The sequence below is a fragment of the Prevotella lacticifex genome (assembly GCF_019973375.1).
Classification (GTDB): Bacteria; Bacteroidota; Bacteroidia; order Bacteroidales; family Bacteroidaceae; genus Prevotella; species Prevotella lacticifex.
The window spans coordinates 694,620-720,331 of record NZ_BPTV01000002.1; the positions used below are offsets into that span (position 1 = coordinate 694,620).

The window sequence follows — 25,712 nt, forward strand, 5'->3', positions numbered from 1 at the left end:
GCTGCTATAGACTTTATAGTTTCCTTCCGCCCCATAGTTTCCTGTAGTACCCCATAGTTTCCTATAGCCGCTATAAATTCTATAGATTCCTATAGATCCCTATAAATCCATATAGCCCCAATAAATCCCCATAGCCTCCCATTAACCCCGCTCCTCCGATATTTCAAAACGCGAAACGGTACTTTTCGCATTGCAAAAAGTACCGTTTCGCGTCGTAATACCGTCCGTTTTGCGGAGCAAAATGGTCGGTAACGTAATCAACTGGTTATCAGAGTGATAAAATAGAGGCTAAGAGAGATTCCCGCATGGAATATTATTTACATTTTATCGCCAGCCCCACACTATTCACAGCCTGCGCCGGGGGCTCTATGGGGCGGTGCGGGGTTAATTATTCTAAATATTATGGTGGGGAGCAATCTTATCTCATTGGATTTTCGTAATATTGCAGCCGATTTTTTTAGGATAACATATATGACATCAAGAACCGTTTCTTCGGGAAGTACGGCCCACCGCCTCAGTGCGATGGGACTGTTAGTGACATTGGGCATCGTGTACGGCGATATTGGTACGTCACCGCTGTATGTCATGAAGGCCATTACCGGCACCACCTCGATGGTGACGGCCGACTATATAATTGGTGCTGTATCGTGCATCATCTGGACGCTCACCTTCCAGACCACGCTGAAATATGTGGTGCTGGCCCTGCGCGCCGACAACAAGGGTGAGGGCGGCATCTTAGCACTCTACGCCCTCGTGAGGAAGCACGGCAGGGCGTGGCTCTACCTCCTGGCCATCATCGGCGCGAGCACACTCGTCGCCGACGGGGTCATCACGCCGTCGATAACGGTACTGTCGGCCATCGAGGGACTGCGCGCCTACGAGCCGTCGACACCCGTCATCCCCATCGCCATTGCCATTCTGACGGTGCTCTTCTTCATCCAGCAGTACGGCACGAGTGCCATCGGCAAGCTCTTCGGACCGATGATGCTGTTGTGGTTCTCGATGATCGGCATCCTGGGCATAACGCATGTGGGCGACAGCTGGATAATCCTGAAGGCGTTCAATCCGTGGTACGCCATCCGTCTGCTGACGACAAGTCCGGAATGGTTCCTCATCCTTGGGGCCGTATTCCTCTGCACTACCGGTGCCGAGGCCCTCTATTCCGACCTCGGCCACTGCGGCAAGCAGAATATCCGGGTGAGCTGGGTGTTCGTCAAGGCCATGCTCATCTGCAACTACCTCGGTCAGGGAGCATGGATTATCGCCCATGCCGACAGTCTCGTGCCGGGAGTGAATCCGTTTTATGCCATCATGCCGGCGGGATTCCTGCCCGTGGGAATAACGATGGCCACAATAGCGGCAATCGTTGCCAGTCAGGCACTTATCAGCGGCTCGTTCACCATCTTCAGCGAGGCCATGAACCTGCACTTCTGGCCACGGCAACGCATAAAATATCCCACCGACATCAAAGGACAGCTCTACATACCGTTCATCAATATCAGCCTCTACGTCCTGTGCATCGTCGTCATCGTCTTCTTCCGCACATCGAGCAATATGGAGGCCGCCTACGGACTGGCCATCACGGTGACGATGCTCATGACGACACTGCTCTTGGGCTGCTACCTCCGGCAGAAGCAGATGCGGTGGGCGCTTCTCGTACCGGTAATAGGATTCTTCGTAGTCCTCGAGAGCATCTTCTTCGTGGCCAATCTGGCCAAATTCCTCCACGGCGGCTGGGTGACGATGCTGCTGGCGGGAACCATTTGCACGGTGATGTACGTATGGTACAACGCCGAGAAGATAAGAAACGCATTCGTCGAGCACCGCGACATTAGGAAATATTATGACATCCTATCCGACATCAAGGCCGACAAGTCGATAGCCAAATTTGCCACTAACGTGGTGTATATGAGCAGGTTCGGCGGAAAATACGACATAGAGCAAAAGGTGCTCTACTCCATCATCAACAAGCATCCCATGCGCGCCGACCACTACATCCTGCTCCACACCGACTACGACGACACCCCCGACGAGCGAAGCTACGAGTTCTACGAGCTCATCCCCGGCACCCTCTATCGCCTCAACCTCCACCTCGGATTCCGCGTCCAGCCCTATGTCAACCTCTATCTACGGCAGGTCATCGAGGACCAGGTGGGCAACGGCCGCTTCACCCTCGAGAGCGGCTACGACTCACTGCGCCGGCACCACGTGTCGGGCAACTTCATCTTCGTCTTCATAAAGCGCGTCTATGCCGAGTTCAATGTCTTCACGCCCAAGGCCCGCTTCATCATGACCATCTATAACCTCGTCCACCATCTCAAGCAGAGTGCGCCAAAGGCTATGGGCCTGAGTACCAGCAACGTACTCGTCGAGACCGTGCCATTGGTGGTCAGGGCCCGGCAGGTCGAAAGGGTGACGCAGATCAACGACGGTTCCCCCGCCGATGCCCCCGCTGCCGATCCCGTTGCCGCCCCCGTGGAATAACCACCGCAGCCCGCCGGCAGCGTCAAAAAGGGCGCAGACGGTTACGTGAGAAAGAAACGGGATGTTCCTGGCCGATGAAAGAGAATTATCCCCTCCCGCCTACCAGCACAGGCAGACGGTGAACATGATGTTCCTGGCCGATGAAAGAGAATTATCCCCTCCACACACAAAACAAAAAATCCCGCAAAGCCGCAAGGTTCGCCGAGCTGATTCCATCGGAATCAACCTCCTTTGCGTTCCTTACGGCCTTGCGGGAGATAAAATCGTCTCGCGAGGAGAAAAACAATGCTCCTCTGCCCTATGGCGGCCTATAAGCCTGCTATCCTTCCTTATGTTTGTGTAGTACCAATAGCAGCCTGTCGCTGTCTTTTCCCTATAATATCCTATCTTCTCTATAGCCGCCTATATCCCTGGCCCTCAGCATCATCCTCCCAACATCACCTTCGCCGTCACCTTGTTTTTCTTCATTATCCTTGCAATGCCGTAGCATACAGCCACCGTTGCTGCTCCTATGGCCGGGGCGACGACAAACTGCTGCACTCCGGCCGGGCACACCGCCGCATCAATATTCGCGAGCCGCACCACGACATTCTCCAGCAGCACACCCTGGAGGCCGTAGATAGCCAAGGTGTAACGGCCCACATCCGCCAAACGGTCCTTCCATCCGCCACGAAACAGCCTGCAAACCAGCATCAGCAGACCGATGCTCAGCAGCGCCCCCGACAGTCCGCCAACGAACTGCACCGGCAACTGCAATGGGTCATGGAACAGCACATCATGCGTCAGCACCGCCGGACCACGCCACGGCACGAGCAGGAAGCCGACCGCCGATGCAGCTGTCACCCCCCCCACGTGTGCTTTCAGCCATCCGTCATAATCCTTCATCACATAGCCTAACCAAAAGAATATGAGCATATAGTTGAACTGCAAGTAATAGCCATGGGGGAAGAGCAGCGCGACGACGATACTCCCGACAATCCTCAGCCACAGCGCCCCCGGCAGCCTCAACACCAGCCATGCATAGAGATAGCAGGCAAAGAGCGTGCGCAGAAACCACATGCCGCCAATAGCCTCATTATGTATGAACCCCACCGGGCATCCGCCCGTTACCACCCTCGTAGCTAATAGGTTAAGACATACATACGCCACCGTCGGCACCAACAGCTGCAATGCCTTCTTCTTGACGAACGCCCCGAACGGCATCGTCAGCGCATGATGGCTGAAGTACCCGCACATCAGCATGAACAGTGCCATGTGGAACGTGTACAGCATCCTCCACACCACCGCCCCGTCGCCCACCGACAGCATCTGGAACGCATGTCCCGTACACACCAAGAATATCGCCCACAGCTTCGCCAGGTCGAGATAAGCTATCCGTTTCGGCATTTTTTACTTTTGTTTCAGTTTCTTCGTATCCACGATGTGCATCGCCCACCCCACCGGCTTGACCCATTTCCAATACCAAGCAATCGACGGAATTGGGATCGCGGCCTCACGCTTGTGCTTCTCCGTCAGACAAATATATAAATTGTAATGGAATGACCTTTCAATCATTCCAATTATTATGATGTAAAATCTATATGGATTCAATTATTGTGCTTTGATTTTCCATAAGTAAAAAGACCCACTACAGCTGCTATTGCACCTATAGCTGTTGCAATAGCTCCAGTGTCAGACTTTACATAAATTGCAAAACAAAGTATTCCCCCTAATAATATGACACATAAGAAAGCAAGTACAGTAGAAACTATTATGAGCCTACCATTATATTTCAACGTTTTGTCCTCTCTTCGGTGCCTATGTTCCATCTCTTTCTCAGCCATTGAGAGTATTCTTTCTGCTGCTCCTGGAACTATAATGTCATATTGTTTAAGTGACTCTGGAGGAGGAAGAGGACCATGCCAAGCTTCCATTTGCGAAACTTGGTGGGTTTCAGTACTTTGTTTATTTTCGCCCATAATTATTCATAGCTGCGAATAAATCTCTGCCAACATTTTCCCAATCATGCTTAATGGCCTCACTATCAGAGTGTTCATCTATAGACATAGGATTATTTCCCATGCCAAACATATATAGAAATGTCTTCCAAAATATTTTCATGCCGTTCATTTTTCTACAAAGTTAAATGATTCCTATTTAATCCGCAAGTGTTTTGCCACTTTTAACACATTACTCCATAGAGATAGAGTGCCAGGATTTCTGTATCACGTTTTATTTCTTAACTCAATCTTGAATATTTAAAAAGTTAAAGCATTACTCATGAGTTTAGAAGCCTTTTCTGCCTCTTCACTGTAAGAATATATTTGACAAGTTGGCTAAAAAAATCATCGGAAATAATAATTACATGTGCTGCACCTACCCGCTTGCAGGGGCGGCCTCGTGACCGTTATTACATGTGCTGCACTTACCCGCTTGCAGGGGCGACCTCGTGACCGTTATTACATATGCTGCACCTACCCACTTACAGGGGCGGCCTTTATGGCCGGCCGGCCGGTCGTAAGACCGAATCTCTGCCATATCTTCGGCCTCTCAGCCCTGCCTAACGGCCATTGCAAACCACTGATAATAAGACGCTTGCAGCACTCTGCCCAGGGGCAGGGTTTATCCCCGTCCTACTGCCAAAGAAGAATTATAAGCCTCACACTACCAGCCCCGACGGGGCTGAATCGTCAATAACCCCGGACTAAGCGAGCGACAGCGAGTGCAGTCCGGGGAACATATAGGTCGACAGACATGCATTCAGTGCCTCGAAGACGCACAATAGCACGAAGTGTGCAAAAGCATGTGTTATCTGCGCGTTCCGCTATTCAACCTCTCCGAGGCTGGTCGTGGATTTCTCGCGTCCACGATCTTCCCCAGACTGCGGTCGCTGCGCTCCCTTAGTCTGGGGTTATTGAAAATTAAGCCCCGTCGGGGCTTTACGTTAGCAGCGAAAAACAATACATTAATTATCAGCGGATTGCCAACGTGACCCATTGGCAAGGGCGGGTAGGAAGAATTAGGGGTCGTCGGCGAACAACGGACAAATATAATCAGACCAACAAAAAAAATAGAGATTCGGTCTGGTGACCGACCGGACGGCCATAAAGGCCGCCCCTGCAAAGGGATCACGGAGGAAAAACGTTTGAGCGTTTCGGGCTCACTTGATATTTCCCGTGGACCGATATGTTTAATCTTCTCTGGTTACTGATCTATAATTGGTTAGAGAGGTCCATAACTCAAGGAAAATAGTAATAGGCAGACTTTAGCTCCCAATAGAGCTATCTCCTGCCACTGCCAGCCCACGGGGTTGAATCGTCAATAACCTAAGAATATCGCCCACAGCTTCGCCAGGTCGAGATAAGCTATCCGTTTCGGCATCTTTTACTTTTGTTTCAGTTTCTTCGTATCCACGATGTGCATCGCCCACCCCACCGGCTTGACCCATTTCCAATACCAAGCAATCGACGGGATTGGGCTCGCGGCCTCACGCTTGTGCTTCTCCGTCAGACAACAGCTGAACCGCCAATAATTAATCGCCGCTTTAGCCTTCTGCAACAATGGAATAGGCAGAGTAGTCATCTCGGCGTAAGTCATCATCGCCGCTATGGGGCTTTTCATGCGTATGCGCACTATATTGTCCGTGAGTCCGCCGTCGAGATAATCGCGTAGATATACGACCTTAGGGAACACCCGCAACCGGTATTTTCTTGCTATTCTGTTCCATACAAGGCACTCAGGGCAGAAACGCTCACCCTTCACCTCAGGGAAAGGGTACCGGCGCAGGATGTCGGTACGGAACACCTCACACATATCACCGCCGACATGCAAACGATAGCGCAGTTCCACTTCTGTAAAATCGCCCCCGACAAACGGATGTCCTATAACTTGTCCGTCGCGATGGGCCATATATCCACACACACCGGCAATATCGGCACTGCCGTTAGTGGATCTGTAAGCCTCAGCAATGTCGGCAATGGCCGTAGGAGGCAGCTCATCATCGCTGTCGAGCAAAAGCGTCAAACGACCGTGGGCGTTCTTGACACCCATGTTTACTGCCGTATGCTTGCCACCATTGGCCTTACTAAGCAGAATGACAGGAAAAGCGGCGGCAGGCAGCCTGTCGACAGCAGAACTGACATCATCATCTGATCCGTCGTCGACAATAATCCACTCAAAATCTTTGAATGTCTGATCGCATAGGCTTCTAAACAAATCCGGCAGAAAAGAGGCCCGGTTATATATTGGGGTAATGACCGTGACGAGCATAATTATCTCCTTTCCTCACCAAACTTAAAGGGCCTACGGTACAACTTGTCACGGTCGTAGTTATGGTCGTACTCATACTGTGCCTCTATATCGTCACCTCTACGGAATCCATTGGTAAGGAAAGTCTTATAAGGGTAGAGCATCATGCCCCAACTCGTAAGGATACGGTTGAAAAGGAAGAAACACACTACGACAATGATATTGGCGAATTTCCGGTTGTTGGCGGTGTGTGTACAAAGATAGGAGATGGTAGAGATGACACCTATCATATAGTACCAGCTCAGTCGTCCTCCGTTTTCATTTTTGATGAAGAACAAGAGAATAAGACAGAAAACGAGGGCCATATTCATCATCACGATGTTTGTTCTCCTCAATGGAATCTCATTATATCGTCTGAGAATGATGTACAGGAAAAATACAGCCTCAACAAGATAGGCTATTCGGAATCCTGTCTCATTACCCGCCACTTCCGCACGCTCACTGTCCACCTCACCGTATGCCGAGAAGATGGCAGTAGGACCACCGGTCAGTCCTAGCAGGAAAGCGGCAATCATCACATAGATAACTTTCTTCTTTTCGAACTTCCTTACAGGAACGAAATACATCGGAAGAAGTATTAATGCCGAGTTATGGAATGACCAGGCTATGAACCACACTAACAGGAATCGCTTCCAATTACGGTCAATGATATATCTTATCGACAGCCACGCTATTGTGGCTCCTATTACCTGACGGAGATAAGTAAATGTGAAAAAGAACCACAGGCCCAAAAACAAAATGACGGCAAAAGGGTAGTTATTGCAGTAATCTTTGATAGAGTGGAACAGAAGTGTATAAATCACGCAGGTAGTGATAAGGATGAAGATGTACCGGTTGTCGGTAATCGCTCCTACGATAACGTTATATATCTGATAGCCATACTCTTTCGGGTACAAATTGGCTACTGCCGACTGCCGGAAGTCGAAGATGCCGTCGTTCACCATATCGGCAGTATCGTCGAACAGCTCAGCATAGATGTATCTGTCGTAACCACCAAGCATGTCGGCAAGACCGACGAAGAATGCGAGGAAGGCAAACATAGCTACAAGTGCATAGCGCTGGTTGTCGGTACGGCTTCCGTAGCCCACCGACGAATAGTATGTGGCTACCGCAATAAGAAATATAATGTAGTATAATAACATTTACAATTGACTATTATGGTTGTAAAATGGCAATAAATCAGTCCTCCCTTGGATTAGCAGCAGGTCAGAATCGATGCCATATCTTCTAAAGTCTCTGCAAAGATACAGTAAAATTATTTAAAAGAACAACAATAAAAGAGAATTATATATTAACTTCCTTTTTATTATGAATTAAAACATCAAGAATGATGGCGGATGGGGTGAAAACATGAATCAAAAAGAGAAAAGATATTAATGAAGAACCCGAACAGATCGGCCTTCAGGTTATGTGACCGTCTGACAGGAATCAGCCCCATCTTGCGATAGACCGCTGCATAATACCTTAACGTTCGTCGGTCGTCGAACCGGAAAATGGTGTAGAGATGAGCAATGATATCGAAATTGAGACGAGCCTCAATGATCGCGCGCTGCTCTCCGGAAAGATGCCCGGCGAGGGTCTGAAGCGACTGATAGACCTTCAGAGAATCCTCGTTGGCAATGATACGGGTCTGCGGGTTATTGGTATGGGAAATAGAATTGTTATTGTCACGATGATAGACATAACCGATCACGGGAAGGCACACGATCTTCGACAGCTGGATGATGACATGAAGGTTAAAGCACATATCCTCTATATGGAAGATACCATCGATAAACCGATTGCCGCCGATGGCTGACCGGCGAAAGATTTTATTCCATAGATAGGAGCCGCCGGAAGCGTGCTTGATGAACATCACCCCATCAACGACAACCTTTTTCTGATATTTGCTGACAGTCACGGTCCGGTCAGGAAAACATTCGTCATAGTTGAAAGCGATCAGTTCAACATCCTTGGTTCTGAGTGCATCAACCATCAGGCTCGCATCGGCAGCTGACAGATTCTTTACCTCGTCGTCTCCGTCTACAAACCATATCCATTCTCCACTTGCTTGCGCTAAGCCACGGTTGCGGATGGTTGCCGGTCCCTCGTGGTGAAGATCATCCAACTTGATGATCTCATATTCACTCCCAGGAACTCCCCATTGCGACATCAGTATCCTTATGCTTCTCAAGCAACGGCCGATGTAGGCCTCACAGTGATAGGAGGGAATAATAAAGGAAAGCAGCATCTTTCTCATTGTACTTATTATGATAATGTAGAAACCTTTATTTCTCTATAAGGCGCGCCACCTAACAGAGCTGATCTCTGTGGAAATGTGCTACGCATCAACAACTTGTCAGTGGCTTGATAAACAGTGCCCGAGAAAGAAAGCATATACATATCAAGGAACGACTTCATGTAGACAGCCTTTGACGCATCGGCTGTAAAACCAAGATGTACGACCTTGCCAGGCATGACATATACGTAGGGAAGGGATTTTTCTTTCAATTCTGAAAGGAATGTCGAACTGTCTGCGGTTACAAGAATATTCTTGTCCCCATATTGTTTGTGAAGTTTCTTAACTGTCTCGATGCATCTCTCTATGTAAGCCTCTCGCTGTTCTACCGGCAACGTGTCACCGCCTTCCTTGAAGTCGCCAAGCAACTGCCGAAAACGGAACGTGCAGGAGATATAATTTCCTTTTCCTCCTAACTTCTCCAGGTGATAACCGATAAGTTGTTGCAAGTCGTCAGTAGGCCTGAAGAGCTCGTGAAACAACGTCTGATATTCCTCATCGCTCGGTATCATATTCGTAAAGACATGAAGCTGATGACAATGTTTGCGGAAGTATGACCGCAGCACCGACGACTGTACGAAGTGCTGCCAACTGTTGTGCGGGTCGTTATGATAGGTAAGAAGAACACAGGGATAACTCTTAGCCAGATCCCAGTCAATCTCATCCTCCCAGATCCGCCAGTCGTATTCGTTCGGGGCCAGATAATCCTCCAAGTGTAAAGGCTCAAAGACGATTCTGAATGGTCTCCCCTGCCGTTTGCATTCCGCATAGACAGACACGATACCCCGCAGACGGTCGCTGAGACCGCCGGAGAACGTTGTCTCGTTCAACGCCATAAAGACGACGGCACGCTCATGCTTGTCAGAGCGACCGCCACCTCCCTTGCCCTTATAAAACGGTATCAGAAACTTATGCCGCCAACGATAATTGGCAAGCAATATAGGCGTAAAATAGAATAGGCTGTTGAAGAGTCTATAAAGAAAATCTGCTAATTGTCGAAATATTTTCATCTGTTTTCAGTGGTTCTTCAAAAGAATGCAAAGCAAAGGATCCACCAACCAATGAAGGTGCCATCGGCATACAAACATAATCATCTTTCTGCCATTGCTTTTAACATCAGACAACTTCATATTGCGGAACCAAGGATCATGGGCGATTGTAGACCAGCGTTGCTGCCTGGCACGAAACGGCAGCTTCGTGTCCCAGTAATAGCCTTTACACATATAGGATGCGGCGTGAATAGCAAAACGATTATTCAGTCTTCTTAAATATGCCTCGTCATGCACCCCGTATTTTCTAATCAATGATAAATGAATGTCTTCCATCCGTTTAATCCAATTGTATTCTGCTATATAAGAATGATGGTGACCCAAGGAACCCTCATTGTGAATAAAACAATAGCCTTCAAAATCAGATTTCTTTATGCTTTTGGCATAAGAAAGAAATGTATAGGAGAACAGAATATCTTCATATTGAATATCTTCGAATCGGAGGTGATAAGTGTCTATGACTGACTTCAAGAACATCTGCCGCCAGACCGCCCCATAACAATAATAATCAATCTCCCCTAAATGCTTACGGAAATCTTCCTTCGATTCACATACAATGCTTTCTCTTAAACTTGTGTTCCTTAGCTTTTGCCCCCCCCTAAAGCATTGGGTAAAGTTACAGATCAACACGTCGCAACCTTGTATCTCCCGTGCCATATACGCTAACCAATCAGGATAAACATAGTCATCATTATCCATGAAGGTGACATATTGCCCGTTCGCATGGTCAAGGCCATAGTTTCTGGCAGAACTCACTCCGCCATTGGGCTTTTGAAAAACCTTGAATCGATCATCCCGATTGGCGAACTGCTCACAGATAGCACGGGAATCATCCGTGCTACCATCATCGATCAACAAGACCTCATAGCTTTGATAAGTCTGTTGCGCTACAGAGTCCAATGCTTCTTCAAGGTACTTGGAAGCGTTATAAACAGGGATGATCACTGATATTAATGGGTCCTTGTCTGTTTTCATAGTCAACTTTTTATTTATAATCAATAGAAATTGTATTTACAAAACTCTCTTCAGCGTACATATCCAAACATGGATCGCATTTACCCCGTGCAGGGGGAGGGCTTCATGCCCTCCCTCGAAAAATGTCCCAACCGCTTTGGATACCACCGCCGATTTGAAAACGTCACCGCCGCTTTGATAAATCTGTCGAACATTATTTGTGGAAGGGCATGAAGCCCTTCCCTGCACTGGCACCAACGCTGCTCGGGGAATCACGCGACTCGTTTGTTTAGCGTACATATTCATACATGGATCATACATACCTTTGCGTCCTCTGCGCCTTTGCGAGAGCCCATTAATTCTTAATTTTTCTTTCCTCCCTCTGTACTGAATTCACTTTTACAAATCCCTTCTTCACTTTATTGATTTCAATCTCTGTGAGAAAACCTTTCTCGACAAGGGAGACAAGATCTTGCCTCGCTGTCGGATCACTGACGCCAAAGCGGTTCTGCACTTCTTTTACAGTCATTATCTTATTAGGCGTTACATTGAACACCGTCAAGATTTCTATCTGCCGACGATTGAGTCCATGCATTTTTGGCAATAGAGCCGTTTCGCTGATGGATCGTTTCTTCCTTTGAATATATTCACGCAGTTCTTTGAACGATTGCGACATCACCTTCAGATGGTAATTGATAAAATAGCCCATATCCATGCCGTCATTTTCGGTACAAAGAAAAGCTTTCTCATAACTTGTTTTACTTCTATAGATAATACGTGAGATAGAGAGATATTCCATCAGCCAATAGCCCTGTTTGAGCATGTACCAGTAGAACAGTGCCCTCGCTGTCCGGCCGTTACCGTCAACGAACGGGTGTACGTAAGCAATCATGAAATGAAGAATAATTGCCTTGATGATAGGATGAATAAAAACAGAGTCCTGTTCATGATTGACGAATTCACACAACGCTTCGATAAATACCGGTATCTCGCTAGCAGCAGGTGGAGTATGTACAACCTCTCCTGTAATCTCATTAACAACTCTGATATCATCGTTTGCCGAACGGAACCGTCCCGCATCCATAGTATTCTTCATCGTCTTAAATGTCATCAGCCGATGAACATCAAGGATAAACGCTTCGCTGAGCGTATTTTCCTTGTGCTCTACAAGATATTGAATAGCTCTATAGTTATTCAAAATCATTTGCTGTGAACGGTCTTTGGGTGACTGGTTTTTACGGAGCATCTCTTTAGCCACACGCCTTGTAGTAACAGCCCCTTCCATCTGGCTTGAAGAGATAGCTTCTTCCATTAGTGAGGATATGAGATATCGTTCCCTGCCCTCTTCTGGCAGCAGATTTCCATTGCCCCAACTGCCACCAAAGTTCATATCCAAATCATGGCACACACGCTGCATAAAATTGGTCACTGATACAGTAATATGATATTTCGGCCATTCGAAAACTTGATTGACACGTCTGGAAAACTTTACCACCGCCCACAGGTCTTCTGCCGACATACCATCGGGCAAAGGACGATATTTAACGTCCGACCAATAGAGATAGTCGTCATTGATCTTTTCCACAGCGGCACGAACATCAGGACGTGCATACAGGCGTATGACCTTCTCTGCTAATGATGGGCTAATCTTAGGTGTCGGTTCCATAATCCTTCAAATTTTCCTGCAAAAATACCACCAATTCTTCAAAGAATCAAGAAAACTTTGAAGAATTTCGAGATTCCAGGCCAAATACTTTGAAGAATTTCAAAGAACTTATATCCTGACTCTATTCCTTTCGGGTATCCTATATTGCGTCTCAATTTCTTCTTCTCTTCTCGTGGGAGTCTTTCCTCGCCAAACCGCAAAGATCTGCATACCTCCGCGAGCAATGTAACCTGTGCAGGGGAGGGCTTCATGCCCTCCCTCGAAAAATGTCCCAACCGCTGAAAACCACCACCGCCGATTTGAAAATGTCACCGCCGCTTTGATAAATCGGTCGAACATTATTTGTGGAAGGGCATGAAGCCCTTCCCTGCACTGGCACCAACGCTGCTCGGTGAAACCATGCAACTCGTTTGTTTAGCGTACATATTCATACATGGATCGTACATACCTTTGCGTCCTCTGCACCTTTGCGAGAGCCTCATTACTCGCGGGATATTTTTTCTCGCCAAGCCGCTAAGGGCGCAAAGACCTGCATCCCCCCGCGGAGCCTTTGCGTTCTCTGTGCCTTTGCGAGAGACCTTTTTCTCGCTAAGCCGCAAAGGTCGCAAAGACTTGTATACCCCTGCGGGCATTTGCGACCTCCGCGCCTTTGCGAGAGGATAAACTACAAATTATTAACGATCCTACGTATGTTACCATCCTTCAGCCGAGTACAGTTAAAATTTACGAGTAAACCAAGCTTCATACCTGTCAAGCGTAGATATGTGAGGGTTTGCTTAAAATGAAGATCCTTCAACTCTTGAACCGACTTTAATTCCAGTATGACTTTATTGCCGACAACGATATCCGCACGTAATTCCGTACCGAAAACAAGTCCGTCATAATGTATTGGTATCTTTAATTCTGAGACAGCCTCAAGACCTCTCTTCTTTAACTCATAGAGCAATACTTTCTGATAGATACTCTCAAGCAGGCCTGGACCAAGTCCTTTATATACCGCATATATTGCATCCACACATATACTCGCAATTTCATTCTCTGTCATAGCTAAAATCCGTTTTACCAAGCGTTTATACTATCTATATAACTCCACCCTACGATGCTAAATCTCTCGCATGTTTCATTTTTATCGCAGGAGCCCCTTCTCGCATTATATTTATTTCTCGCATATTTTTTCTCGCCAAGCCGCTAAGGCCCTATATCCCCCTGCGCAGCCTTGGCGCCCTTTGCGCCTTTGCGAGAGGAAGAAACATCATGCGAGCGATATTATCTTCTTGCGGGAATCTTTCTCGCCAAGCCGCCAAGATCGCTAAGAGGATCATTCCGAAGGAATCTTAGCGTTCTCTGCGCCTTTGCGAGAGAATAAACAGCATGCGAGAATCCTTTTTCTCGCGGTATTAATTTTCTCGCCAAGCCGCAAAGGTCGCAAAGAGAATTATTCCAAAGGAATCTTAGCGTTCTTCGCGCCTTTGCGAGAGAATAATAACTACTTGCGGGAATCTTTCTCGCCAAGCCGCCAAGATCGCTAAGAAGATCATTCCGAAGGAATCTTAGCGTTCTCTGCGCCTTTGCGAGAGAATAAACAGCATGCGAGAATCCTTTTTCTCGCGGTATTAATTTTCTCGCCAAGCCGCAAAGGTCGCAAAGGAATTATTCCAAAGGAATCTTAGCGTTCTTCGCGCCTTTGCGAGAGAATAATAACTACTTGCGGGAATCTTTCTCGCCAAGCCGCAAAGGTCGCAAAGAGAATTATTCCGAAGGAATCTTAGCGTTCTCTGCGCCTTTGCGAGAGAATAAACAGCATGCGAGAATCCTTTTTCTCGCGGTATTAATTTTCTCGCCAAGCCGCAAAGGTCGCAAAGAGAATTATTCCAAAGGAATCTTAGCGTTCTTCGCGCCTTTGCGAGAGAATAATAACTACTTGCGGGAATCTTTCTCGCCAAGCCGCCAAGATCGCTAAGAGGATCATTCCAAAGGAATCTTTGCGTTCTTTGCGCCTTTGCGAGAGAATAAACAGCATGCGAGAATCCTTTTTCTCGCGGTATTAATTTTCTCGCCAAGCCGCAAAGGGCGCAAAGGAATTATTCCAAAGGAATCTTAGCGTTCTTCGCGCCTTTGCGAGAGAATAAACAGCATGCGAGAATCCTTTTTCTCGCGATATAATTTTCTCGCCAAGCCGCAAAGGTCGCAAAGAGAATTATTCCGAAGGAATCTTAGCGTTCTCTGCGCCTTTGCGAGAGAATAAACAGCATGCGAGAATCCTTTTTCTCGCGGTATTAATTTTCTCGCCAAGCCGCAAAGGGCGCAAAGGAATTATTCCAAAGGAATCTTAGCGTTCTTCGCGCCTTTGCGAGAGAATAATAACTACTTGCGGGAATCTTTCTCGCCCAGCCTCCAAGATCGCTAAGAGGATCATTCCGAAGGAATCTTAGCGTTCTTTGCGCCTTTGCGAGAGAATAAACAGCATGCGAGAATCCTTTTTCTCGCGATATAATTTTCTCGCCAAGCCGCCAAGATCGCTAAGAGGATCATTCCGAAGGAATCTTAGCGTTCTTCGCGCCTTTGCGAGAGAATAATAACTACTTGCGGGAATCTTTCTCGCCCAGCCTCCAAGATCGCTAAGAGGATCATTCCAAAGGAATCTTTGCGTTCTTTGCGCCTTTGCGAGAGGAAAAGACATCATGCGAGCGATATTATTTCCTTGCGGGAATCTTTCTCGCCAAGCCGCCAAGGGCGCAAAGCATTTCTTTCCATTGTCCGGCGATATCATCCAGATTGAACCGCGCCGCGAGCCCCAATGCCTGCTGGCCCATAGCTCGCCTCATCGCCGCATCCCCCGCTAACTTACTGATGGCCGTGGCAAGCGCCGCGACGTCGCCCACAGGCCGCACGAGGATCCCGTTCTCCGGCGTGATGATCTCCGCCGGGCCTTGCTGACAGTCGAACGACACAAGAGGCAGACCGCAGATCCCTGCCTCGACCAGCACCAGACCGAAGCCCTCAAAGCGAGAGCTCAGGACGAACAGCGAGTGACGCGCATACTCCGATGCCACATCATCCGCCCTGCCGCGCAAGAACACCGATTGCTGCAAGCCTTCAGCCACTATCAACCGCTGCAGAGTTTCCTTCTGTGGTCCGTCACCATAGATATCCAACTGCCAGTCGGGATAACGCGTCACGACCCTCTTCCAGGCCACTATCAGCGTGTCGAAGCCTTTCTGCCGGTCCAATCGTCCCACAGCCATGGCGCGTCTCACCGAATAGTCAGCGACCCGCTGCGGCTTGATCGTCACAGGGTTATAGATAACAGACACACGGCTCACGAACCGCCGCCACTGTCGGGCATCCGCCTCCGACAGTACCACGACACGATCATAGCCACGGGCACAGAGCAGCCGCTTGGCCTGCCGCAGACGACCTATGCAACGATTGACCAGTCCTATAGAAGAGAGATGCGTTGTCAGCAGGTCATAGTTGAGCGCGAAGTGGAACCACAGTACCTTCTTCGAGCCGTCCTTGATGTGGGGCAGGAACCCATACTCAAGACTGCCGAGAGAGATGCATACATCATGTCGGTGCGCAACGAGGTACGTCTCCAACCGCTCGCGATAAGCCTTCTTCCGCAACCTGCCCGACGGGTAATCGCCCTGCGCAAGCCCTAAGTCAACCTGTCTGACCGTCTCCGCGATGGTGAAGAACGGAGCCCTGCCCTCGTTGAACGCCGTGAGGATGGTGATGTCGAACCACGCCGCGAGCCTGTTGGCCATGGTGCTGAGCATACGCTCCATCCCACCGGAGTTATAGTCCGACTCTATGATAAAAGCAATGTGCATCATTCGTACATTCATTGTGCATTTAGATTCTTCGGCAGAACCGCAGCTGTCTAACCCTTCCATGCCATCCCATTCTTAATATCCTTTGCCGGCATGCCACCGATGAGCGTGTGAGGCATGAGGTGCTTTTTGATGACCAGTGACCGTTGCGCCACGACACAGTCGTCGGCTATCACCACCCCTTTACCGATATGACTGTCAGCACATATCCACACATGGTTGCCAATGGTGATCGGCTTGCTCCGCTCCTTTAGCTGGCCATTCTCTAAGATGTCGTGCCCGTCAGTGGTATTCATCTCCACCCGCCAGCCATAAAGATTGTCGTTACCGATAGTGATGTCGCGGTCGCAGGTGAAGAAGCAGTCATCATTACAGAAGAAGTTGTTGCCTATTGACAGCCGTGCTCCGTTGATAACGATAGCCGTACCCCGCGCTATCGTCACGTGCTCCCCCAACACGAACTTCCCGCCCTCATGAACAGAGAGATAAGCCGCCCTACTGTCCCTCCGTTCTGTACCTGTGAAGCCCAAGACGACCCGTGCCCGTCGTGGTTCCGTGGTAAAGACGATGTCACCACGACGCAACGTCCCAACCTTCAGTTTGCTCACAAGGATCGGAACCCGCAATGCCTGGCGGAAAGGAAGATAGCGGAGGCAGAACCATAACGATCGTGGATAGGTCTTTAATAGATAAGTCAGAAGTGGCATATTACAAATCCTTTATCCATTTGGTATGCAACCACATGTTCAAGACTTTCAACACTATGCGGTTCGTGTTATATATTATTTTACGCACAGGAGGTATTACCTCAACCTTATTCATCATTTGGCGGAAGGGAGTAACACCATAACAATAATCTCTATAGTCTTCTAATATTCTTTTTGGCAGGCATCGTTGAAGTTCTTCTTCTACCTCTTTACGTCCAATTGACGAATTGCTGTCCGACAACCCGCCAGTCTCAAAGATTGCTATTGGCATACTGATATGCCGATATGATGCATCGTGGAAAATTAATGAGTGCATAAGGAATTTCCAGTCAGCAGCACTTCTCATGGATTCGTCATACGGATAGGCTTTTATCAGTGACGTACGTATGAATGTAGCTTGATGGTAAAGTGTGCTTCTGTAGAACACTTTCATTGTTACTTCATCTGGGTTCGGTATAATATTGTCACCGATGCATAAGTCGCCACAGACGATGTCTTCTTTGGGATTGCTGTCTACAACCTTTTGCAGTACATCCTTTGAATAGAATGTGTCACCAGAGTTCATATAGATGCAATAATCTCCATGAGCGTGGGAGGTGCCTTTGTTCATAGCTGGATATATACCCCCATCCGGCTCGCTGACCCAAAAGTCAATATCCTTTTCGTATTCTTCGATAATGCTTTTTGAACCATCCGTGCTGCCTCCATCGATGACGATATATTCTATGTTGTTATATGTCTGGGCTATAACACTTTGAATAGTTTTTCTAAGACCAGTAGAATTATTGTAATTTATGGTAATTACCGATATTATCATTTTGGAAATCTTATATCTTATATTTCTTGATAAATCCTCTATTGAGGCATATAATCTTAAGTACGATCACAACTAACTTATAAATCCACATTCTATATTTTGAAAAGGATAGTTCATAAAACAATCGGTGGTAGTCGTCTCTCTTCCCCATAAAAATGTCAAAATCTTCTTTTACTCTCGGCGGCATGATGTCAGATATTGTTTCTGAAAGTATCTTTTTGTCAATATCTGGCGTCTGTTGCGTACTGCTGATTCCTTCGGTGTTAAAAATACTAATTATATCCTCAAGCGTTTGATATGACGCATTTAGCCGGATAAGGGTGTACATGAAGAATTCATGGTCGCCAACTATCTTAGTATCTTCACGGAAAGGGTGGACTTCCAAAAGTTTTCGTCTGGTGAAAGAAGAAGGGTGTGCAAGTGAGCCACGAATAAAAAATGACATTGTCAGATTCTTCTCGTTCGGTGGCGTCATTCTCCCTCCTTTGTCACTTACCAGATTGCCAACGCAAATGTCTGCTTTAAGCTTTGGCAGGACATGCCCTATAACGTTATTGTCATATAGTATATCTCCTGAATTAAGAAACATGATGTATTCGCCGTGTGCCATCCTAACGCCTTTGTTCATTGCGTTATATATTCCGCCATCGCGTTCGCTTACCCATTGACTTACCTTGTCGGCATATTGCTTAATGATGTCTACTGAACCATCGGATGAACCACCATCAACAATAATGTACTCAAAAGCGTCGTCGGTTTGCGATACAACACTCTCTATTGTCTTACGTAATCCTATAGAGTTATTATAATTAATTGTTATAATAGATAATTTCATAATTTATCTTTTTCCAAGAAGAATATTTATTGGTCGCTTTGTGCAGCAAAAAATTACTAGCGTCATAATGATAAAAGTGAGCGCCATATAGACTAACAGATAGAGCATTGACTTCACTTTACCTGCCGGACTTATGATCAGTGTTGTAAGGAAGGCTGAAAAGCATAATACAGGGACATTAAAGATGTAAACCACAAGACTGTTTTTCCCATAATATTCCAAGAACTTGTTATGCCCTGTCTTTCTACTTATCCAGCCAAGCAACGCTGTTCCACTAAGCACATAGAAAACATCAATGGGGATCTGCCAATAAGTAAGCGTTGATTTTGCTGCATCATAAGGGATAGGAGAAAGGACAGGCAAAAAGCGCGAAAGGACAAGTAAGAAAACATAGAAGATTCCCATCCCCAATAAACGCTTATCTGTAATACGCACCTGTTTCATCTCATCTCCTATCCAAAGAAAGACACAAAGGCCTAAGGAGGCTTGCCAATAAAAATAATCGGAGGGGAAAGAATTGGGATGATGATTGATAAAGATGCTGCCAATCATTATAGCAATCATCACCGCCCCTCTCATGTATCGATTATGAAGAGCATGAACAAACATCCAATAAATAAGTCGGGAAAGGAAGAGCGCATTCAAAAACCATAAAGGACCATTAAGGATAAACGTGCGCACCCCCCCCCATAGAGAATAGACTGTAATCGGCAGTCAAAAGACCTTCAAAGACTTGTTTGACGAATCCAAGGGTGAATAGTGGCACAATGATAGTTTGAATATTTCTGACTATGAATGTCTTAAAGTCTTTGTGGAAGTTACTGACATATCCAGAAACTAAAAAGAATGCCTGCATAAAGATGCCGACATATAGAAACGTTGTCGTATTAAAAGGATAGCACACATATGGATAATTATAGTCCATCAACCCGATACTCCACGCCGCATGGCCAAGAACAACACTTATAACAAGGAGCCCCTTCACCCTGTCAATATAACTTAAACGCTTCATAACAGGCTCCTTACAATTACCGACAGCCGGTCCCGGCTGCTCATATCGTCGCACTGGGCAATCATCCTTAGGCATTGAAGTTTCTGCAGCAATGGCACTCCCGCAAGATGCGCTAAAAGCGTCACTTTGTTGTAGATAGGCAAAAAATCATCGATGTTATTATGCAGGAAGGCCGCTACCTCATTCACCGGCTTGATAGGATGGAGGGTTTGTCGCAACCAATGATAAAACATCAATCGTGCATGTACCTTCTCTAAGATGTTCCTTTTATCACTCGAGATATTGATATCGCTCCACCTGAACCTCACCAGGTGCTCTTGTGTGGTTGCCACGCCATGCTCCGCCATCATGATAGCTGTGGCGTCATCGGAAGCCCATGCCTTAGGGAAGTTGACGAAGCCGTCTTTATCTATAAGTGCCTGCCGCTTGAAGACATACTGCGGGATGCCACCTTTCATGCCATGAAGCATGTGGTAAACAAACTCATCTTTCGTAAGATGCTCCTTATAGCAACGGTCTATCCCCATAATGTGGGTGTCCGCATTCACCTGAAGGATTCTTGCCCGGAGGAGCTCTACTGCCGGATAGGTATCAATCAGCTGCGACATCTCTTCTAAGAACTTAGGCTCATACAGGTCGTCGTCGGTAGCAAGAATGACATAATCGCCATGCGCATATTGCAAGCAGTGGTTCCACTGCGCCACCAGATCCCGACCACCTATATTGTGCTCATTGCAATGATATTCGATTCTCGGATCGTGGAACGCCCCGACAATCTTCTCAAGAGCTTCCGGAGAACAATCGTCAACAACAATCAGCTCAAAGTTACTATAACTTTGGTTGAGAATGCTTTGGATGGCTTCTCTCAGATATCTGCCTTTCCAGGCAGGGAGGATAAACGAAAACTTCATTGACCAAGTGGCGATATATGCCGTTTTATTAATAAGTAGACTAACTTCTACGAATATGCAACTTATCCTTAATCTTTTCCATCACCAATTGTCGTGCCCTGTCATCCAAACCCTTATAATAAATAAGTGGACAGGAACATGCAAGGCTTAAGGCTGTCACTGCACACAACCGGACAAAGTTCGTTGGCATATAAAAATGTGCAACCGTTGGTAGGATGCTGGCGATAACAACAAAGAATAACGTTTTGAGAAGGATACCGCAGTAATAGGACATCCTATTAAATTTTGTGTACTTATGCAATATCCATACATCACAAATCATGGCACCCGGATAACAGATGATTGACACCAGATATGCTACGGTCGGGTTAGCGCCCAACTTCATGGCTAAATACGATAATGGCAGAATCAGCAGATAGACAAGAGATGAAGTAATGTTGGGCAGTTTCATCTTCCCTACGGCATTGATGCCGTAACCCACAGGGAAATCGATGGCCTGTACCATTATCTGAATAATGGTGAGTCTGACAAAGGTAGCGGCGAAGGGAGGTACATTGCCCAGCCATATCTTCAGAATAGTGTCAGCCTCAATAAAGATGGGTATGCCAAAAAGCATACACAGATAGGATGAATACTTAGCGCAATAGAAAATGAGCTTGTTCATCTTCTCATATTCTCCTGCAGCATAATGCTTGACAATCTGTGGCTGCATGGCGGTCTGGAAGTTAAAGACAAACTGACTGACGATATTGCTTACTGATCCTGCCACACCACGGGCTGCATTGATTACGGTTCCAAAGAACATATTCAGCAATACCGTGATGCCTTGACCGTTTAATGTAAAAGCAATGGCACCCATCGCTTTCCAGCCAATGTACTCAAACATCTTCTTGTATAGCTTTCCATCAATCCTTAATCGGAAACGGCATTCACTGTATTTCCTCCTGCAGAATAAGAGATAGAAGCTTGATGTCAAAAGACTTACACAGAAATAAAATACAGCGTACAAACGCAGTTTGTCAGTATCGACTACCATTAACAGATAGACAATCACTAATTTCATTACAGTATCAAATATACTGATGTAAGCATATATCCCCATGTCCTCGTGTGCCATGATGCAAGCACTAAAAGGTGTCTGCATAACGCCAAGAACACAAGTTATGATGGATAATTGATAAACAAAAAGTGCCACATCCTCACGCCCAGCCTGAATATTGAGCTTGTTTTCAACATACCACAGACCTACAGTCTCAGCAGCAATGAGAATCACGCATGCCAGCATAACATGAAGAGCCAATGCACCCGAAAAGGTGTCCTTCAGATGTTCTTCATTTCTCTCTCCGATAGCAAAGGTAATAAATCGTGAGGTTCCTTCCGATATGTAACCATTCATGAAAGCGAGAAGAGACACAAAGCCTCCAACGACATTGTATAATCCAAAGTCGTTAAAGCCAAGCGCTTGAAGTACAACTCGGGAGGTAAACAGGGAGATAAAGAGTGTGAGAGCGAACCGGGCATACAGCATCAATGTATTACGTGCTATACGCTTGTAGTTCTGACTTTCGTCTTGTTGGTGTGTCACAGAAATAAAATGTTGATAATGTGGTTATGATTTCAGTGTAACTTAAGAATGTTCTCAAGAACGGCTGATGATTTAAGCACTACAATGGATATCGCATATGACAATGCCGTCAAGACCAGGAAGATGAGCAAGGGGTAACGGAAGCCATAGATGAAATTGGGAAAGAGATAAATACTCAGAAATGTGTGGCACATCCACATCGGCATGCTGTGACGACCGAGATTGGCAAGGAATGCCCCCCCCAGACGGTTCTGATATGTGAACTGCAAGATGAGCAATATTACAAAGAATGCATAGAAAGAGTCGTCCGCCTGCGTGGGCGACAACATCTCAAGACCAACGATGATTACGAGCAAAGCCGATGCCTGCCATACTCGCAAACGTTGTATCTTCTTTCGTGCGGCATAGCGGTAGAGTAATGCTCCAAGAATGAAATCTAATAATAGATCACAATAAACAAGAACTACATTGATGACCGGATTAATGTCAATTCCCTTTGTCGAACAACGGCTGATGATGAAAGCACTGCCAAAACTGAGGACGAAAGCTACGATGAAAGAGACTTTGTTGCCGAGACGATCCATCATGCGGAACAACCACATTGAGGTCATGCTCAAGAGAACATAAGGAAAGAGAAACCAGGTCTCGTAGTTCCATGTTGTTTTTACCGCTGTGACATTTCCTATGATTGACCAGAAATCTCCAGGATATTGTCCCGGATTAATAAAGCATCCCATACCCACAAAGATGGCCATAACGATCCAATAGGATATATATAGCTTTAGGATTCGTCGTCCCTGTTGCCTCAGATTGTTACCTTTGTTCTCCCACACATAGCTCAAACCATAACCGGAAAGGATTAAGAAAAACGCCACCGGATGGCATGCATTGGCGATGATATTCACCAATGGACGCTCACCAATATATAGCAACGGTTGGCACAACTCATGATAGTCGGCTCCCACCCGATTGAAGAGATGATAAAAGATCATCATCAGGATCGCAACGCCTTTAATAATGTTGGTCTGTTGTTTTGTCATAACATGTATATCCTCTCCTTATTATTTCAACGTACATATTCATACATTCATCGTACACATTCCTTTGCGCCCTTTGCGCCTTTGCGAGAGCCTTCCTCGCGAGATGTTTTCTCTCGCCAAGCCGCCAAGGTCGCTAAGATCTGTATACCCTGCGCAGCCTTCGCGAACAATGTACTCGGTGCAGGGGAGGGCTTCATGCCCTCCCTCAAAAAATGTCCCAACCGCTGAAAAACATCCAAACCGATTGAAACATCGCCACTGCTTTGAAAATCGGTCGAAAATTTTTTGTGGAAGGGCATGAAGCCCTTCCCTGCACTGGCACAAACGCTGCACGGGAAATCATGCAACTCGTTTGTTTAACGTACATATCCATGCATGGATCGTACATCCCTTGGCGTTCTCAGCGCAACAAATCAGAGCGAAAAATGAGTGCATTACATTATGTTACTCTATTGCAATCATATATTACACTCCTTCAAGTGCTCAATGATTTTGGGCATAAATGGGCTGCCATTGAATAGCTTATCCTTTCTTTCACTCCCTTTCTGCAAATCATCGTTGATTATATCTATAATTTCACCGGTTCCTCTGTTTTTCCATCCAAATAATCGCTTGTCGGAGTTTAAGAGATAGTCAACGGAAGCAAGCAGCTCTAACGAATAAGCGGAATAATAGCCTCGCAAAAAGTTCTTCGTTCCATTAGATATATCCTTATATCTTACATTATCAGGATTGTCAAGATACGCATGGACAGACTCTTTGGTATCAGGCAAGATCCATAGTTGATCAAAGGGCTTGACTTCCATTCCACCCATACCTTTTATATAGCTGCCATTGAGTGCATAAAGCAGATGGCTTACTTTTCCTTTGGAATAAGGTCCATAAAAATATGGTATGTATTTAATTTTGAAAACATCTTCTGCTCCGAACTTCTGTAGGAAATAGATAATCTTTTCAGTCGCAAAAACAGAAATAAACTCCCCGTAGGCAACCAAATCGCCAAGTACATCCAAAGTCATGGCTCGAGCTGGCGTTAACTTTACTCGTTCACTCTTGAGCCGTTCTACAATGTGATCAGACGGCTGGTAGATATAAATGTTACAATCGAGATCAGACAAAGAATCCTCTATCATTTTCTGAACCCTTAACCAATCAAGCCCCCCATTATGGGAGCCCAAAGGAGGAACAGCTATGGACGTGATATTCATATTAAGAATAGTACTGCGCAGACTTCTCAATCCTTGCTGTATATATGAATATTCTGACGGTCGGCGCCACGTGGTTTTCGTTGGAAAGTTTATGATGATTTTATTGCCTATAAGACTATGTTCGGTAGTAACAAACATTTCACCGATTCTAACTTTTCCGTCCTTACATGCTTTATGATATCGTGCATAGTTCATAGGGAAGCGCTCCTTGAACTGTAAAGCGATTCCTTTGCCCATGACTCCTACCGTATTAACGGTGTTCACAAGAGCTTCTGCTGAACTATCCAACAGATTTCCTTTCGTATAGTGTATCATATTGGTTCCTCAAAAATAGTAAGACTGGCGGATGGCGATCCTAGCCTCATCAATCTTATAATCCAACAATTGCTGTTTTGCTTCCTTATTATAAACGACGAAGCCTTTTATATATTGTGGTGGCAGCTCATCTAAAAGCAATAACTCGGCTTCTTTGCGTCGTTTCAAATCTCTATCATCTTCATTATTTGCCCAACTTGTTGCATAGACATCTTTGTAACTAACAATGTCATCTATCATTGAAAGCTTATCACTCGTATATGTAGTCGTTAACAAATCCAAAGCATGCCCATCGGTAAACACACAATTTATATTATGTGTAACTATATCGTCAAGTCTAATGACAACATATACAATTTCTTCTGCTTTATACATTACCACATTATTATAGCCATGCTGAATCACATATAACATAGGAGAACGAGGACCGAAATAAAATGGTATACAATCGCCTATTTTATAATTCTTGTAGATAACTCTATCATCTCGGGACGCAATGACACTTGTGTCACCGATCGGCACATAATTGGGATCTGCATGCTCAGAATTTCTATGGACGAACCCATACTGCAAGAGATGTGGGATATTATGAATATGTATTATTCGAAATGCATATTTTATCTTATTCCTTTCCATGATATAATACTCCGTCTTATATATGATTATTTAGGATACGACAAGATTTGTCGTACATTTCTTTGTGTTCTCCGCGCCTTTGCGAGAGGATAAAC

The 25,712-nt window shown here is 46.1% G+C and carries 22 protein-coding genes; 1 reads left to right on the forward strand and 21 read right to left on the reverse strand.

Annotation, left to right across the window (positions count from 1 at the left end; all coding sequences use genetic code 11):
• Positions 1-471 precede the first annotated feature (471 nt).
• The gene (locus LDN30_RS13145; protein ID WP_223929743.1) at positions 472-2,484 is read left to right on the forward strand and encodes a KUP/HAK/KT family potassium transporter; all 2,013 of its coding nucleotides are present in this window, start codon (positions 472-474) and stop codon (positions 2,482-2,484) included.
• 423 nt (positions 2,485-2,907) lie between these two features.
• On the opposite strand, the gene LDN30_RS13150 is transcribed toward LDN30_RS13145, so the two are convergent.
• From LDN30_RS13150 to darT, 21 genes are all read right to left on the reverse strand, one after another.
• Positions 2,908-3,870: an acyltransferase family protein gene (locus tag LDN30_RS13150; RefSeq protein WP_223929745.1), complete on the reverse strand. Its 963-nt coding sequence runs from the start codon at positions 3,868-3,870 to the stop codon at positions 2,908-2,910.
• A 200-nt stretch (positions 3,871-4,070) separates the two neighbouring features.
• Positions 4,071-4,442: a DUF2335 domain-containing protein gene (locus LDN30_RS13155; RefSeq protein WP_223929746.1), complete on the reverse strand. Its 372-nt coding sequence runs from the start codon at positions 4,440-4,442 to the stop codon at positions 4,071-4,073.
• Complete coding sequence (locus LDN30_RS13160; RefSeq protein WP_223929748.1) at positions 4,429-4,593, reverse strand: hypothetical protein; 165 nt, start codon at positions 4,591-4,593, stop codon at positions 4,429-4,431. The genes LDN30_RS13155 and LDN30_RS13160 overlap by 14 nt, the downstream gene beginning before the upstream one ends.
• 1,254 nt (positions 4,594-5,847) lie before the next feature.
• A complete protein-coding gene (locus tag LDN30_RS13165; protein ID WP_223929750.1) occupies positions 5,848-6,732 on the reverse strand; it encodes a glycosyltransferase family 2 protein in 885 nt (294 codons plus the stop codon).
• Positions 6,733-6,734: 2 nt separating this feature from the next.
• On the reverse strand, positions 6,735-7,913 hold the full coding sequence (locus tag LDN30_RS13170) for an EpsG family protein (protein WP_223929751.1): 1,179 nt from the start codon (positions 7,911-7,913) through the stop codon (positions 6,735-6,737).
• Positions 7,914-8,092: 179 nt separating this feature from the next.
• The gene (locus LDN30_RS13175; protein ID WP_223929753.1) at positions 8,093-9,010 is read right to left on the reverse strand and encodes a glycosyltransferase family 2 protein; all 918 of its coding nucleotides are present in this window, start codon (positions 9,008-9,010) and stop codon (positions 8,093-8,095) included.
• Between the two features lie 8 nt (positions 9,011-9,018).
• Positions 9,019-10,059: an O-fucosyltransferase family protein gene (locus LDN30_RS13180; RefSeq protein ID WP_223929754.1), complete on the reverse strand. Its 1,041-nt coding sequence runs from the start codon at positions 10,057-10,059 to the stop codon at positions 9,019-9,021.
• A 6-nt stretch (positions 10,060-10,065) separates the two neighbouring features.
• On the reverse strand, positions 10,066-11,073 hold the full coding sequence (locus LDN30_RS13185) for a glycosyltransferase family 2 protein (protein ID WP_223929756.1): 1,008 nt from the start codon (positions 11,071-11,073) through the stop codon (positions 10,066-10,068).
• A 334-nt stretch (positions 11,074-11,407) separates the two neighbouring features.
• The gene (locus tag LDN30_RS13190) at positions 11,408-12,721 is read right to left on the reverse strand and encodes a Fic family protein (protein WP_438804765.1); all 1,314 of its coding nucleotides are present in this window, start codon (positions 12,719-12,721) and stop codon (positions 11,408-11,410) included.
• A 661-nt stretch (positions 12,722-13,382) separates the two neighbouring features.
• Complete coding sequence (locus LDN30_RS13195; protein ID WP_223929759.1) at positions 13,383-13,763, reverse strand: GxxExxY protein; 381 nt, start codon at positions 13,761-13,763, stop codon at positions 13,383-13,385.
• Between the two features lie 1,648 nt (positions 13,764-15,411).
• Positions 15,412-16,566, reverse strand: a complete 1,155-nt coding sequence (locus LDN30_RS13200; RefSeq protein ID WP_223929761.1) for a glycosyltransferase family 4 protein — start codon at positions 16,564-16,566, stop codon at positions 15,412-15,414.
• 35 nt (positions 16,567-16,601) lie between these two features.
• Positions 16,602-17,159 (reverse strand): acyltransferase, encoded by a 558-nt coding sequence (locus LDN30_RS13205; protein WP_223929762.1) that lies wholly within the window; start codon positions 17,157-17,159, stop codon positions 16,602-16,604.
• Positions 17,160-17,259: 100 nt separating this feature from the next.
• Positions 17,260-18,075 carry a glycosyltransferase family 2 protein gene (locus tag LDN30_RS13210; RefSeq protein WP_223929763.1) on the reverse strand — a complete coding sequence of 272 codons (816 nt, stop codon included), beginning with the start codon at positions 18,073-18,075 and terminating at the stop codon, positions 17,260-17,262.
• Between the two features lie 10 nt (positions 18,076-18,085).
• Positions 18,086-18,910, reverse strand: a complete 825-nt coding sequence (locus LDN30_RS13215; protein WP_223929764.1) for a glycosyltransferase family 2 protein — start codon at positions 18,908-18,910, stop codon at positions 18,086-18,088.
• Positions 18,911-18,913: 3 nt separating this feature from the next.
• Complete coding sequence (locus LDN30_RS13220; protein WP_223930312.1) at positions 18,914-19,591, reverse strand: acyltransferase family protein; 678 nt, start codon at positions 19,589-19,591, stop codon at positions 18,914-18,916.
• The gene (locus LDN30_RS16545) at positions 19,572-19,997 is read right to left on the reverse strand and encodes an acyltransferase family protein (RefSeq protein WP_373316562.1); all 426 of its coding nucleotides are present in this window, start codon (positions 19,995-19,997) and stop codon (positions 19,572-19,574) included. The genes LDN30_RS13220 and LDN30_RS16545 overlap by 20 nt, the downstream gene beginning before the upstream one ends.
• Positions 19,919-20,833, reverse strand: coding sequence for a glycosyltransferase family 2 protein (locus LDN30_RS13225; protein WP_223929765.1), 915 nt, complete (start codon positions 20,831-20,833; stop codon positions 19,919-19,921). Before LDN30_RS13225 ends, LDN30_RS16545 begins: the two co-directional genes overlap by 79 nt.
• A 40-nt stretch (positions 20,834-20,873) precedes the next feature.
• Positions 20,874-22,418 carry an MATE family efflux transporter gene (locus LDN30_RS13230; protein ID WP_223929766.1) on the reverse strand — a complete coding sequence of 515 codons (1,545 nt, stop codon included), beginning with the start codon at positions 22,416-22,418 and terminating at the stop codon, positions 20,874-20,876.
• Between the two features lie 32 nt (positions 22,419-22,450).
• Positions 22,451-23,458: an acyltransferase family protein gene (locus tag LDN30_RS13235; RefSeq protein WP_223929767.1), complete on the reverse strand. Its 1,008-nt coding sequence runs from the start codon at positions 23,456-23,458 to the stop codon at positions 22,451-22,453.
• Positions 23,459-23,916: 458 nt separating this feature from the next.
• Positions 23,917-24,981: a type II toxin-antitoxin system antitoxin DNA ADP-ribosyl glycohydrolase DarG gene (darG, locus tag LDN30_RS13240; protein WP_223929768.1), complete on the reverse strand. Its 1,065-nt coding sequence runs from the start codon at positions 24,979-24,981 to the stop codon at positions 23,917-23,919.
• A 9-nt stretch (positions 24,982-24,990) separates the two neighbouring features.
• On the reverse strand, positions 24,991-25,617 hold the full coding sequence (gene darT, locus LDN30_RS13245) for a type II toxin-antitoxin system toxin DNA ADP-ribosyl transferase DarT (RefSeq protein WP_223929769.1): 627 nt from the start codon (positions 25,615-25,617) through the stop codon (positions 24,991-24,993).
• Positions 25,618-25,712 lie beyond the last annotated feature (95 nt).

What these genes read in the sequence shown, in the direction of transcription:
- LDN30_RS13155 (WP_223929746.1), bottom strand. Translation starts at nt 4,442, where the DNA reads ATGGGCGAAAATAAACAAAGTACTGAAACCCACCAAGTTTCGCAAATG.
- LDN30_RS13195 (WP_223929759.1), bottom strand. Translation starts at nt 13,763, where the DNA reads ATGACAGAGAATGAAATTGCGAGTATATGTGTGGATGCAATATATGCG.
- LDN30_RS13165 (WP_223929750.1), bottom strand. Translation starts at nt 6,732, where the DNA reads ATGCTCGTCACGGTCATTACCCCAATATATAACCGGGCCTCTTTTCTG.
- LDN30_RS13200 (WP_223929761.1), bottom strand. Translation starts at nt 16,566, where the DNA reads ATGAATGTACGAATGATGCACATTGCTTTTATCATAGAGTCGGACTAT.
- LDN30_RS13175 (WP_223929753.1), bottom strand. Translation starts at nt 9,010, where the DNA reads ATGAGAAAGATGCTGCTTTCCTTTATTATTCCCTCCTATCACTGTGAG.
- LDN30_RS13225 (WP_223929765.1), bottom strand. Translation starts at nt 20,833, where the DNA reads ATGAAGTTTTCGTTTATCCTCCCTGCCTGGAAAGGCAGATATCTGAGA.
- LDN30_RS13170 (WP_223929751.1), bottom strand. Translation starts at nt 7,913, where the DNA reads ATGTTATTATACTACATTATATTTCTTATTGCGGTAGCCACATACTAT.
- LDN30_RS16545 (WP_373316562.1), bottom strand. Translation starts at nt 19,997, where the DNA reads ATGCCTAAGGATGATTGCCCAGTGCGACGATATGAGCAGCCGGGACCG.
- darG (WP_223929768.1), bottom strand. Translation starts at nt 24,981, where the DNA reads ATGATACACTATACGAAAGGAAATCTGTTGGATAGTTCAGCAGAAGCT.
- LDN30_RS13235 (WP_223929767.1), bottom strand. Translation starts at nt 23,458, where the DNA reads ATGACAAAACAACAGACCAACATTATTAAAGGCGTTGCGATCCTGATG.
- LDN30_RS13180 (WP_223929754.1), bottom strand. Translation starts at nt 10,059, where the DNA reads ATGAAAATATTTCGACAATTAGCAGATTTTCTTTATAGACTCTTCAAC.
- LDN30_RS13215 (WP_223929764.1), bottom strand. Translation starts at nt 18,910, where the DNA reads ATGAAATTATCTATTATAACAATTAATTATAATAACTCTATAGGATTA.
- LDN30_RS13150 (WP_223929745.1), bottom strand. Translation starts at nt 3,870, where the DNA reads ATGCCGAAACGGATAGCTTATCTCGACCTGGCGAAGCTGTGGGCGATA.
- LDN30_RS13145 (WP_223929743.1), top strand. Translation starts at nt 472, where the DNA reads ATGACATCAAGAACCGTTTCTTCGGGAAGTACGGCCCACCGCCTCAGT.
- LDN30_RS13210 (WP_223929763.1), bottom strand. Translation starts at nt 18,075, where the DNA reads ATGATAATATCGGTAATTACCATAAATTACAATAATTCTACTGGTCTT.
- darT (WP_223929769.1), bottom strand. Translation starts at nt 25,617, where the DNA reads ATGGAAAGGAATAAGATAAAATATGCATTTCGAATAATACATATTCAT.
- LDN30_RS13185 (WP_223929756.1), bottom strand. Translation starts at nt 11,073, where the DNA reads ATGAAAACAGACAAGGACCCATTAATATCAGTGATCATCCCTGTTTAT.
- LDN30_RS13160 (WP_223929748.1), bottom strand. Translation starts at nt 4,593, where the DNA reads ATGAACGGCATGAAAATATTTTGGAAGACATTTCTATATATGTTTGGC.